This is a genomic window from Megasphaera cerevisiae DSM 20462 (assembly GCF_001045675.1).
GTDB classification, from domain to species: Bacteria; Bacillota; Negativicutes; order Veillonellales; family Megasphaeraceae; genus Megasphaera; species Megasphaera cerevisiae.
Genome location: NZ_LEKT01000008.1, coordinates 66,303 through 77,762, shown reverse-complemented (window position 1 = coordinate 77,762; position 11,460 = coordinate 66,303). Strand labels below are relative to the sequence as shown.

Sequence of the window (11,460 nt, the reverse complement as noted above, 5' to 3'; positions counted from 1 at the left end):
ACAGTGGGGAATACTTACATTTACTTACAGTCAAACAACAAATAATGTGCGTTATTACGATGCTACAGTCACGTTTCCTTTACAAGTCACTACAACCATGTATGTAGGGGCGATGCATTTGGGTGGTAGCACTTCTATCCCTGCCGCATCATGTGGCACAGCAGTAAGCAACGGATCGGCTTCTTTGCGCTTTGGGACGACATATGCCAACTCTAACACTATGCAAGGATTCATTATGATAATTGGCACTGTTTAATTACTTAGTAACTACAAACCAATATAGGTAAGCACCTCTATCGTCTCCTAACCACTTGCCGCCTGAGCTGCTGTAGGTTACTGTCCGTATGGTTGCACCTTCATGCATCCCAATAATGGCGCAGACAGTTGCCGCTATCGGAAGTATTAATGCACTACCTTCGTAGCTACCTCCCCACTGTTTACTTGCCAAGGGCCATCCATAAAATGTTAGATGTTGCTGATCCTGGCGTATATCCTTGACCTATTTCATAATCTATCAAAACATAAATTCCAGAACTATCAGCATTTGCAATATAAGGAGAAATGACAATATTAGGAATGTCATAACAATTAGGTGTAACTGTACTCCATAGATGCGTCATTGAGATATTAAAAGCAATCTTTCTTGTTGTAGCATCAATAGGCATTGCATCGTAATTTCCCCACTGTATAATTAGGCCGCCGAACAAATCACCAAATTTAACATACCCATTTTGTGCGATATTATACTGTACCCCCGTGGCATTAAAGACCAGCTTCACCAGCTTGGCCATGAGGCTGTCCGACGTAATACTGCTGATCGTACTTGCTAATACATTGCTGGCAAGATGTGCAATCACGCCCTGCCCAAAATCTGTTACCTGGGCATGTTCTGTTTCCGGATGCAAGGTATCATAATCTTTGGCAGTTTTATTGTAACGATGGAAAATTGATTTTAATACGGACATGGTACGTACTCCTTTCAAATATAAAAAAGCAGACCCGCTTAAGTCTGCTACGTTGTAATTTCTATGACGTTTACGTCAGTTCCGGTCGGAGATGTATTGGCAATATAGACGTTTTCCCATGGCACTTCAATCCACACGGACGATCCCGCCGATGCTTGCACGGAGCAAGTCACATCAGACGGGCACCGGATATATTCCAGATCATTCCATGCCGTACTTCCATCGCCGCATTTTACATACTTTGTATCCGTTTCTATCCCAAGTTCGCCATTTAGAAGCACTTTGTTACTTGCCGCCCACTCTGCAGCCGTTCCTGTTGCCGTTTCTAATCGTCCTTTAACTCGAATAATCGACATACCGATACCTCCTACGTAGAGGCGGATCCACCATCAAGTATAAGGACATCTCCGGATGGGACAAATAATTTTGATGTAGATAGACTGGCAGCTGCCATTTTCGCATCGGTGATAGTGCCATCGGCAATTTTGGCCGCTGTGACGGATCCATCGGCAATTTTAGTCGTGGACACCTTGCCAGCACCAATGGTCGGATTCGGGTACGATCCCGTCAAATCTCCGCCGGCTGAACCACTAGGAGGCATACTAGCCGGCATCGGATGTTTATGATCGGCTCTTGCAACAGCGGCACTGGTACCGATAGCCCCGGCATCACCGACTGTTTCCGTTGCCGGCATAACGGTTGCCAAACTGGCATTAAATGCGGAATTCTTTGTTGCAATCTTCGGTTCATATGTACTGGTAGCCGCGTCAGAGGTTATGTATCCTTTGGCCGTAATAGCCTGTTCTGTACGCAAGGGTGTCATGGCTTTCGTATTATCAGTACCCGCCGTTGCTTCCGCTTGACTGGCGATATCCAATGGATTAGAAACGGAAACATAGGCAGTACCACTCCACCGATATTCACAAGCCTTTGCATCTGCTGTCGAACTGATATCAATATAAATTTTCCCGCCCTCACCGGTTATGACCGTGACGTGTGTTGATTCTTTATAAAATTTTCCGCTGTAGTAATAGCCCTCAATAATATCATCCACATAACTTGGCAGTTGGCTGGATGGCACCTGCCCGGAACTGTCCAATGTGGCCACACCGTTAGCCACGCCTTTTTGTGATGTAGGAATCTTATCACTATCAGAAATGGTGATATTTCCCGTACCGTCAAAGGATACGCCGTTAATCGTCCGTGCTGTCGCCAGTTTATCTGCAGTCTTCACAACACCATCCGCACTGCCTTTATAGTCCGATATCTTCATACAACTTGCCAGCGCGCTTTCAATGGATCCTGTAAAATAAGGGAGCGAACTATATGCCGTGACACCATCTCCGAATTTAAGTTTTTTAGTGTCTGTCTCATACGCAAATTCCGCTGCCAGCAGAACCAAATTAGACGTTGCGAAATTAGCTGCTGTATCAGCCCGTGCTGTCAACCTTGCCACTACTGCATTATTAGCCATTTGCATTACCTCCTGAAATATATTCAATAGCGTTAAAATCCCGGCCGACACAATAATATTTCAAACTATCATCGTCCCACCGGTACGTTGCATTTTCCTCTGTTGCGATATAGACAATATCTGGATTGCCGACTTTGGGAAACGAATAAATGTCAGCATATTGAACTTGTCTTACATTTTCAATACGTTTCAGCCATTCTGCTTCCGTGCCGACAAATCCATGATCCACGGCAACCGCATAGGCGCTTTTCCCATCGGCTCCTACATTGCCGGTATCACCTTTGTCCCCCTTATCGCCTTTATCACCCTTGGCAACTGCTCCCAAGCTGGCGTCTACACTACCACCGGAAATAATAGCAACCGATAAAGAAGCAGCTGTTTCTTTCAGATCTCCTTGTAAATCCGACATAGACTCACCTCGTTACATCTGGCATGACATAGTAGTTATACGGTCCAAACGTTTTGACTTGTGCCTTGCCATATACATCCGTATATTGCACTTCAATATCATATACGTAGGTGCCATATGCCAACTTATTAGTATCGTCATGCTCAAACGTGACCATTCCGGCATCCACAGTTTTTTGCAATACAGGAACATCATCATCAAACGTTTTTTTCGCCGTAAACGTTGCCGTATATTTTTCTATCAGGACACCATCCACTGTAGGCGCAAACGCAACAGTTCCCGTATCACCCCGGGTATGATAGATGCAATTATCAATTGTTTTTAACATATACCCTCACCTCAACTGACAATTTCGCACCACAAGCCATTATCGATCATGGATGCTGGCTTATTGGCGGTCGTCGTTACCCGTACTGTATCGGAAACAAGCTGCCGGATATCGGTATGCGCTGCAGTGTCCTTATTATGCGCGCTGATGTCCGTTCCAATCTTAGTACGAATATCTGCATGAGCCACAGTATCTTTATTATGCGTACCTATATCCGTTCCAATTTTAGTACGAATATCTGCATGAGCCACAGTATCTTTATTATGCGTACCTATATCCGTTCCAATTTTAGTACGGATATCTGAATGTGCCCCAATACTCTTATTATGGTCTGCAACGGCAGTTGCCAGTTCATCACTTGCCGCCGTTGCAGATTTTTTTATATCTTCTTTTAGGCGCTCATCATTGCTAAAAAGCTGACTGGCCATTGCATTTTCCAAGTCATACCGCACCGGATCATTTGCCATCCGCTGCGGAAATCCGTCCGTATTATACTCAATAGTATTATCAATTCCGTTTTCTGGCCGTGTTTGATTCCCGATAACGTTAGGGAACAAGCTCAACCACTTACTAAGATAGCTCATTATCCATCACTCCATTCCATATTACTGGACCCATAGGTGTAGGTGCCGTCAAAATTAATATGCCCGTTCCAACTATAGCCGGTGTAAATATTCATTCCCAAATGAGCCGGCTTAGATGTCAAAATTTGCTTTCGCATTTCCTGCATCATACCAGCATCTTTACAAGTCGTATATAAGTTGAAATAATATAGATCATTATGTTCTTCAACGTATCCAGCTCCGTACGTTTGTACAATTTGATTCATCGCATCAACGGTACTGGTACGGGCACCGCGTATTTTTTCCAGTAACTTATTCCGTCTGTACTCATACGTATCATTCGTTCCCGGAGACAGATTATAGACCCGTTCCCAATCATCAAGCCCCCAAGTGGCACTGCTGGCAAATAATTGCTTTGTCATATCAATAATTTCCAGTCTAAGTTTTTCATGCTCCCAGGACAAAGCACCTTGCAACAGTGTAAAGACGGGGTCTTCTGCAAGAAAATCAGGCAAATACCGCTGTACATTAACCGGCGTTGTTCTCAAGAGTTCAAACGTCATGAGATGGTCACCGTCCCAAGAGTGGCAATTTCTTCTGACGTCAATGCAATATTTGCTGTCCCATCATTTATTTTTAAATTTGAGTAATCATTTACTCCGTTATCACTTAATAAAATCGCTCCGATTTTTGCAATAGACACGTAGCCGGTATCTGACGAATTAATAATATTCTTTTCAATGGTAATAAAGTAATTTTTCACATTTTCTTTAAACGTTGATTCATTCAAGGTTCCATCAATAGAAACGGATATATTAATGGCTTTGGGCGCAGCGCTGGCGACGGTAACGGTTGCCCCAATAGGGCGCACCGTTTCAACATAAGCCGCAACGCTTTGAACTAACGTATCGCTTGCTTGTTCATAGTTATAATTGACAATAACAACTTTAACCGTTCCAGGGCCATCCCATAACGGGATCACTTTAGCAGATCCCACGCCTGAAACGCTGGTGGCCCACTCCATATAATGATATTTGTTTCCGGACGTTCCCGGAGTCCGCACATGCGTAAGGTATCGGCTCAACAGACTGCTATCATCTTCCTCATCGTATCCATCATGCATGGCTTCGGCATTGACAACGCCGGTAATGCCGGGTATCGACATGGGAATAACTGTAATTTCCCCGGCTGCCACATTCCCGTCTGCCCCGGCGATGACAGCCTGCACAGCTACGTCCGTGCTGCCGGAAATCGTCACGGTTGCCAGCGTTTTAAATTGTGTACTGGCTGCCGTGGCAAAAATACTCCCCGTAGGAAGCGTTCCACTCCCTTTGACTGTAACCGTTCCCGTTGCACTAACTGCCGATTTTCTAATAATGCCCGCTTCAGCCGCCCGCCTGGTAAGATAATCACCCCAGCTGGTATCCGCAAACGCCGCCTTGTATAATTGCTCCAGCTCCACTTCTGCTTTGGCAAATTCAATACTATTTGAGGAAAATATATCATATTCAAACGTTCCCTCAAATTTGCTGGCAGCCGTCGTACTTTTGATTTGTAATTCTTCTAATATATCAGCTTGTTCTCTGGCACTATACATTGACGTTCACCTCCCCATACACGGTCGTAATATCTACCTCACAAACCACTTTATCACCGGTGGCCGTAAATTCGACCGAATCGACGCTGGTAATATATGGATTCACCATTAAACACTCAATAATAATCCGCTTAATTTCGCTGTACCGCTCCTGCACGCCCATGACTTTGCCAATAAATGGCTTTACTTCGATGCCATACTGCCAACTGTAGGCAAGGTATTGATACCGTTCCGTCTGCAGAGCTTTATATACCCACACTTTTACGGCTTCCACACCCTCGACCATGATATGTTGTCCATTCCCGTTGTATAGGAAACAGTTTTTCTCGAAATCCCAAGCATATTCCCGACACATTGACAGATTATCTTCTGTTGCCGTTGTATCCGTCATACCAGACCCGGTCCCTACAAAAGGAAATTCCTCACTCATAGCTTCACCACCTTATCCTCAATGATATACAGCTGTGCATCTTGTCCATATACCGGGATCACACTTACTCTGTCGCCTACTTTTAATGTGTCGGTATAAATGATCGTATCGGTATAATCATTGTTGATATCATGATTATGACTTTCATACGCCGCATCGCCGCTGCCGCCGCCGCGGTTTTGCGTGGCACTAACAATGTGCCCTTTTCCTGTACGTTGATATCCAATGAGCAAATATTCAGAAATATAGACATCCTCTTTGGTAAGTTCGATGTTATTCACCATTACTTTGATATCCGGCGGCGGGGCTGTCACAATACCAATCATAGTGCCCTGTGGTCGTTCTTCCTGCGCTATTCCATGCATGGTATGGACCATATTTGCCATAGATTGCGCTGCGGTTGGTGTATTTTTGGTTCCCATTGTGGATCATCCCCTGCTTGTCTTGATAATCTTAGTCGGTGTCATGCCAACGTCCGTATAATCATGGCTGTGGACAACATGATTTGCGCTACTGCTATTGCCATAATATCCTCCGGAACCATCATAGATAACAACATGGTCGTTATCCCCATAGACAATGCAGTCTCCTTTTTGCAAATTACCGGGATCAAATGATTCTACGGCAATGCCGCTGTCTTGCGCATCGCTTACCATCGTGGGAACGCCGGTCACACCCGCATTGGCTTCTTGTGCCAAAAATGGGCTGTAGTAACTCCCCACTTTGCCAACGGCTTCCGCACAGCCATTTTGACCGTTGTCCATTGTTACGCCGCCCCAAGCCTTATATCCAGCAGTAAGTCCCTTACTGACAGGAAGTTTCCCGGTACCAACGCCGTTCCCATCGCTCCATTCGGTTTCATTCATCAGATTTTCAAATTCGATTTCCAGTCGCATAAAATGCATACCGTTTTCAAAGGTATGCGAATCTGATTTTACCCAAAATTTCCCGGTAAGTTCTGCCTGTATGTCTTTGATTGTAATGGAATACGAGGATTTGACGCGGTAATCTCCTAAAACATCTATCGTTCCAGTGCGTTCCGGTCCTTTTAGCATGGCCTTTACTTTTTCCTGCGTATTAGCTTTCGGACTGGATTTATAGACATCCTGTATCATGCTGTATTTCTTTATCCAGTCTTCATTGGACTGATACCCGGTAACATTGCCCTGTTCATCGGTAATCATAACGACATCGACCAGATTCTCGATACTTTCCTTATAGTTACTGTTTTCCACATTGACATACTGATCCGCTGTGACCTTTTCGATCAATGTTCCCTTTTGTATCACGTCCAGTGCATCGCCATTCATCACAAGATGATACAAGACATCCGGGTCATTTGCGTTGGATTTGGCATTATTGATTTGTTTAGCAGCATCGGTGTAGGCCCGCATAATAATTTGGTACCCGGTCTTTTCGGCCGCAATAAAGCTGACCTGTTTGCCCGTTTCGATGATGTTACCTGTTTTGATACCCATCTCAGCACAGACAGCCTGGGTAATCGCTTCTGGCGTCATATTCGTGAATTTACGCGTAGTCTTCGACCGGCAGAGAATAAACAGATTGTCGTATGCAGTGACCGTAATATTGGATTCCTGCGTATTCTTTTCAATACTGTACACATTGCCTTGAAATTGCAAATTTCCATCTTCATCATATCCATAAACAGTTTCACCATTATTAATTACGTAATTCGGCAAATTATGGTCCCGCGCATCCTGCACATAATCAAATATAAGCTTCCTGGCAACCTGCAGCCGTGCGCCGGACCATGTGATTTTCTTTACCAACTTGGATATATCTGTACCATTGTGTTTGATAATCAATTTTTAATCACCAACTTGCGTAGCTTACTAATATTATTAATTGCCAGGTCTTTTAAATCATTAGATTGCACAATACGACGCCAGTGCGAATATTGGCCATATGATTTTTTGGCCGCATCCAGCACATCAGCCCCTTTTTGTACCAACGTGGCCGACGTAGCTGCCTGTGTATTATCGGCTCGTTCTTTTAGACCTGTTGTACTATCAACCGCTTTATCATTATTGGCTGCTGGCGTATTTAGATCTTTATATTCGGTAAGCCCCAGTGTGTAGTAAATATCCTGACTGCCGTCTTGTTCCCGATAATCAAATGTTTGTATAGCCATCGCCATGTTTACGGGTGTCCCGGTAATAATGACCCGAATCGGTGTTCTTGTCTCTTTCCACTTGATAAGCTGTTGTACACATTCTGCCGGAGATTTAGTATCTCCCACAACAAACGGATAATCATGAATAAGAGCTGGGAAAAAACATTCCAGCGTCAAGGTTTGCAGCTTCGGCATCCCAAAAATTAAGGCTTCACCCACTTGCGTAATACTGACGATTTTATTACCTTGCGCCGTAGACACTTTATAGGTGGCAGGGGTAACAGGCAGTATCAACTTGTCTGTATCATGTGTCAGAATAACCTGCCGATACGCTCCGCCTGTACCCCCGCTTAATGCCGCCGACAATATTTCTATGACATTACTTAGCGCGCCCAGTCCCATTAGTAATCACCTCCGTAATTCAGGTTTGCCTGTTCCGCCAATTGAAACAATTGATGTGCAATTTTATCAATATCGGCTTCTTCCCTAACCACAAAGGTATTGCCAGTAAAAAGAATGCCACCGGATGAATTTCTGCTGCGTCCCATCTGCTGTTCAATAATCCGCTGTGTTGTAGCGGCCGGGTAGATACGGCTGCCTTGTGGTAGATCCACGATTTCGCCGCCGTGCTCATTGATCTGTGTAAGGCCCCCTTCAAAATAGGACGAGCCTGTCGCATGTCCACTAAGACCTGTGATTTTTGACCCTCTGTTCTGTACATAACTTACGTTATTAGATATCCAGCCCCAGGCACTAGAGCCCCTGCTTTTAATAGGTTCCCATACATTTTCATTGAACCAGTCTGCAAGCCCGCCGAACGCACTTTTAATAGATCCTACAGCTTCACTAAAACTGTTTTCAATCGCAGTAACCGGCCCAGATACAGAGGATGTAATAGGCTGCCATACGTTGGAATCAAACCAATCGGCAGCCGTGCTAAAAGCACCCGTAACAGAATCCCAACAAGATTTGGCTACATCTGTTATGCCAGACCAACAAGAACTGGCAAAATCTGCAATGGGCTGCCATACATTGGAATCAATCCAATTAACAGCAGCATCCCAATATGGCTCAATCGCATCCCAAACAACAGCCCCAATGCCAACAATAAAATTCAATGCTCCTATGGCATCATTTTTTATCGGCTCCCATATATTACTGCTAAACCATGACGATATTGCGCCCCAAGTATCCGATAGCGATTGAACAGCGGTAGCAGCCCCATTTTTTATCCAATCCCACGTCTCGGACGCCCCTTTTTTAATGGCGTCCCATTTGCTGGAAAGATCAATAGCGTTAGCAACCGTTTCTCCCAATGCACTGCCCCCAAAATACCCGGCAGCGCCTCCCGCAATCCCTCCTATCGCGCCCCCGACCGCTGTCCCTGCGGGGCCAAAAATAGATCCAATAGCCGCACCACTCATCGCCCCCAATTTGCCGCCGGCCCACATACCACCAAGCCCGCCAATGGCACTTGCAGCAGCTGTCCCGCGCTGTCCTTCCGGTGCATATGCCACATCCAGCGCGCTGCTTCCCAGTGCAAGGACTGTCCCGATAATGGGTGCCCGCCCTAGCAACTTACTCCATCGGGAAGAGGCTTTAGGAATAGAGGTGCCCGTGGGCATTGGTTTCTGTTTCATTGGTTTTCCATCCGGACCCAGTATGGTCGTACCGTTTCCTGACGCAGATTTCAGCCCGTTTACGATGACGGTTTGCGCATTTACAATCATTTCCCGCGCCATACCAGCTGCATCACCTATACCACCACCCAGTTTTGTGCCACCTAGTCCTGTGACGGCATCTTTCGCTTTGAGCGCCAATTTCGTAATCTTATAGAGACCGGCTGCTAACACACCACCGGCCAACACGGAACCCACGCCATCAAATTCCAGAAATTTATTTTTTAAATCATTGATACCTTTACCGGCAATCTTAAATACATCCGAAAAATCGAATCCATCTTTAATGACCGTTCCGGCATATTGCACAACATCCGTCAGTTCTGTAATAAATCCGCGCAAACCAAAACTATTATGACTATCCATTAATGTATCTTGAAAATTTTCCCATGCGCCGGATAACTGTTCAATATCTCCTTTGAGATTATCCATCCGAGCAATGGCGACGTCTTTTGCCGTGACTTTATTCATTTCCTGAAACATGTTAGTTACACCGTCTGCACCTTCACGCAGCAGGATCATGCCGCCACGAATAGCGTCTGAACCGAACATGTCATACAACGTGCTTAACTGTTCCTCTTTCGTCATATCCTTCATGCGATTGTTCAAAAGACCGGCAATATCAGCCAATGATTTCATATTCCCTGCGGCATCGAAAAAGGCAGACGAGCCGCTTTCTGTAAGCAGATTCAGCTTTTCAAATGCTGCAACAGCCGTTTTTCCTTTGGGTACTAGGTTAGATAGCATTGTTTTTAAGCTTGTACCAGCATCCGATCCTTTGAGTCCGTTTTGCGCAAATACGGCAAGGGCAGTGTTTGTATCATCAAAACTCATGCCCGCGCCAGCAGCAACAGCAGAACATGCTGCTAAAGAATACTTCAATTCTCCTACACTCGTTGCACTGGCATTAGCCGCCCCCGCAAGAGTATCAGCTGCATGTGTTGCGTCATCTACCTTAAAGGCGTTCATGGCCGTGCTCATGATTTCAGCGGCATCCGGTAGTGCAATATCACCGGCAACCGCCAAATTCAAGGCAGCTTCAGAGGCATCTCCTAATACATCTTTGATATCCACGCCGGCTTTCAGGAGTTCGGCCATGCCTTTGGCTACTTCTGTATTGCCAAATACGGTAGCTTGTCCTAATTCCATAGCCTTTTCTTTTACCTGATCCATGGCCGCTGCATCTAACCCCGTAAGGGCTTTGATTTCCGACAGTTGGGCTTCAAAATCCATATATGTCTTTATGGTGTCGTAGATTCCATACCCGATGCCGGCCGCTCCTGCCATCTGCAGACTGGTACCCATGAGCATACCGCCGGCCATATTAGACATGCCGTTTGATAATTTTCCACCCATACCGCCGTCTTTTGCCATGTTATTTTTGACATTGATCATGGCCGTATAGGTTTTACCTTTGAATTGATTTAATTCTTCCTGCACTCGCTTGATTTTAGAGGTAGCCTCGTCCTTAGCTTCCAATCGAGTAGTATAGGTTCCTTTGATACCAGATAAAGATTTTTTAGCCGCTTCCACACCAGATATCAGCATTTTTGCAGACGCACCTGTTTTTTCAAAAGATGCAGCGGCAGACTGCAGACTGGAAGGTACCCCTTGCGCTGATTCTTTTAAATTCTTTAATCCTTTTCGTGCCTCGTTTACCGTACCGGTTAACTTATCCTTCAGTTCCAGTGTGGCACTAAGTACATATCCGTTCATGGCTGCCTCCTTCCTGTCGCAATCCACGCCGCTATATCATATTGCCGTTTAAGTTCCAATTCCATTGCTGCATGACAGAATAGTTTTTCTGTCTCAGATAAGGAAAAGAAATAATTTAATGGATGTCCCCGGAGAACCAGAAAAGCGGCCGTAGCCGCTTCCCAG

Annotated in this window: 14 protein-coding genes; 1 reads left to right on the top strand and 13 read right to left on the bottom strand. The window is 45.2% G+C overall.

Annotation, left to right across the window (positions count from 1 at the left end):
• On the top strand, positions 1-256 hold a 256-nt coding region (locus AB840_RS17750; RefSeq protein WP_236684545.1), incomplete at its 5' end, for a hypothetical protein.
• A gap of 181 nt (positions 257-437) precedes the next feature.
• On the opposite strand, the gene AB840_RS04230 is transcribed toward AB840_RS17750, so the two are convergent.
• The 13 genes from AB840_RS04230 to AB840_RS15765 are packed head-to-tail and all read right to left on the bottom strand — an operon-like array spanning position 438 to position 11,295.
• Positions 438-965: a hypothetical protein gene (locus AB840_RS04230; RefSeq protein ID WP_053078137.1), complete on the bottom strand. Its 528-nt coding sequence runs from the start codon at positions 963-965 to the stop codon at positions 438-440.
• A 47-nt stretch (positions 966-1,012) separates the two neighbouring features.
• Positions 1,013-1,321, bottom strand: coding sequence for a hyaluronate lyase N-terminal domain-containing protein (locus AB840_RS04225; protein ID WP_048513584.1), 309 nt, complete (start codon positions 1,319-1,321; stop codon positions 1,013-1,015).
• Between the two features lie 11 nt (positions 1,322-1,332).
• A complete protein-coding gene (locus AB840_RS04220; protein ID WP_048513583.1) occupies positions 1,333-2,439 on the bottom strand; it encodes a hyaluronate lyase N-terminal domain-containing protein in 1,107 nt (368 codons plus the stop codon).
• Positions 2,432-2,848, bottom strand: a complete 417-nt coding sequence (locus tag AB840_RS04215) for a hypothetical protein (RefSeq protein ID WP_048513582.1) — start codon at positions 2,846-2,848, stop codon at positions 2,432-2,434. The genes AB840_RS04220 and AB840_RS04215 overlap by 8 nt, the downstream gene beginning before the upstream one ends.
• Before the next feature lie 4 nt (positions 2,849-2,852).
• Complete coding sequence (locus AB840_RS04210; RefSeq protein ID WP_048513581.1) at positions 2,853-3,176, bottom strand: hypothetical protein; 324 nt, start codon at positions 3,174-3,176, stop codon at positions 2,853-2,855.
• A gap of 11 nt (positions 3,177-3,187) precedes the next feature.
• On the bottom strand, positions 3,188-3,760 hold the full coding sequence (locus tag AB840_RS04205; RefSeq protein ID WP_048513580.1) for a hypothetical protein: 573 nt from the start codon (positions 3,758-3,760) through the stop codon (positions 3,188-3,190).
• Positions 3,760-4,302: a putative phage tail protein gene (locus tag AB840_RS04200; RefSeq protein WP_048513579.1), complete on the bottom strand. Its 543-nt coding sequence runs from the start codon at positions 4,300-4,302 to the stop codon at positions 3,760-3,762. The genes AB840_RS04205 and AB840_RS04200 overlap by 1 nt, the downstream gene beginning before the upstream one ends.
• Positions 4,299-5,336, bottom strand: a complete 1,038-nt coding sequence (locus AB840_RS04195; RefSeq protein ID WP_048513578.1) for a baseplate J/gp47 family protein — start codon at positions 5,334-5,336, stop codon at positions 4,299-4,301. Before AB840_RS04195 ends, AB840_RS04200 begins: the two co-directional genes overlap by 4 nt.
• Entirely contained in the window at positions 5,329-5,766 is a 438-nt protein-coding gene (locus tag AB840_RS04190; RefSeq protein ID WP_048513577.1) for a DUF2634 domain-containing protein, read from the bottom strand. The genes AB840_RS04195 and AB840_RS04190 overlap by 8 nt, the downstream gene beginning before the upstream one ends.
• The gene (locus AB840_RS04185) at positions 5,763-6,188 is read right to left on the bottom strand and encodes a DUF2577 domain-containing protein (protein WP_048513576.1); all 426 of its coding nucleotides are present in this window, start codon (positions 6,186-6,188) and stop codon (positions 5,763-5,765) included. Before AB840_RS04185 ends, AB840_RS04190 begins: the two co-directional genes overlap by 4 nt.
• Before the next feature lie 6 nt (positions 6,189-6,194).
• Positions 6,195-7,592: an XkdQ/YqbQ family protein gene (locus AB840_RS17520; RefSeq protein WP_048513575.1), complete on the bottom strand. Its 1,398-nt coding sequence runs from the start codon at positions 7,590-7,592 to the stop codon at positions 6,195-6,197.
• Positions 7,589-8,302 carry a hypothetical protein gene (locus tag AB840_RS04175; protein ID WP_048513574.1) on the bottom strand — a complete coding sequence of 238 codons (714 nt, stop codon included), beginning with the start codon at positions 8,300-8,302 and terminating at the stop codon, positions 7,589-7,591. The genes AB840_RS17520 and AB840_RS04175 overlap by 4 nt, the downstream gene beginning before the upstream one ends.
• Complete coding sequence (locus AB840_RS15765) at positions 8,302-11,295, bottom strand: phage tail tape measure protein (RefSeq protein ID WP_053078136.1); 2,994 nt, start codon at positions 11,293-11,295, stop codon at positions 8,302-8,304. Before AB840_RS15765 ends, AB840_RS04175 begins: the two co-directional genes overlap by 1 nt.
• Between the last annotated feature and the right edge of the window lie 165 nt (positions 11,296-11,460).

Excerpts from the sequence above, each read along its gene's own strand:
- AB840_RS15765 (WP_053078136.1), bottom strand. The coding sequence starts at position 11,295 with ATGAACGGATATGTACTTAGTGCCACACTGGAACTGAAGGATAAGTTA.
- AB840_RS04210 (WP_048513581.1), bottom strand. The coding sequence starts at position 3,176 with ATGTTAAAAACAATTGATAATTGCATCTATCATACCCGGGGTGATACG.
- AB840_RS04185 (WP_048513576.1), bottom strand. The coding sequence starts at position 6,188 with ATGGGAACCAAAAATACACCAACCGCAGCGCAATCTATGGCAAATATG.
- AB840_RS04230 (WP_053078137.1), bottom strand. The coding sequence starts at position 965 with ATGTCCGTATTAAAATCAATTTTCCATCGTTACAATAAAACTGCCAAA.
- AB840_RS04175 (WP_048513574.1), bottom strand. The coding sequence starts at position 8,302 with ATGGGACTGGGCGCGCTAAGTAATGTCATAGAAATATTGTCGGCGGCA.
- AB840_RS04215 (WP_048513582.1), bottom strand. The coding sequence starts at position 2,848 with ATGTCGGATTTACAAGGAGATCTGAAAGAAACAGCTGCTTCTTTATCG.
- AB840_RS04200 (WP_048513579.1), bottom strand. The coding sequence starts at position 4,302 with ATGACGTTTGAACTCTTGAGAACAACGCCGGTTAATGTACAGCGGTAT.
- AB840_RS04205 (WP_048513580.1), bottom strand. The coding sequence starts at position 3,760 with ATGAGCTATCTTAGTAAGTGGTTGAGCTTGTTCCCTAACGTTATCGGG.
- AB840_RS04220 (WP_048513583.1), bottom strand. The coding sequence starts at position 2,439 with ATGGCTAATAATGCAGTAGTGGCAAGGTTGACAGCACGGGCTGATACA.
- AB840_RS04225 (WP_048513584.1), bottom strand. The coding sequence starts at position 1,321 with ATGTCGATTATTCGAGTTAAAGGACGATTAGAAACGGCAACAGGAACG.
- AB840_RS04190 (WP_048513577.1), bottom strand. The coding sequence starts at position 5,766 with ATGAGTGAGGAATTTCCTTTTGTAGGGACCGGGTCTGGTATGACGGAT.
- AB840_RS04195 (WP_048513578.1), bottom strand. The coding sequence starts at position 5,336 with ATGTATAGTGCCAGAGAACAAGCTGATATATTAGAAGAATTACAAATC.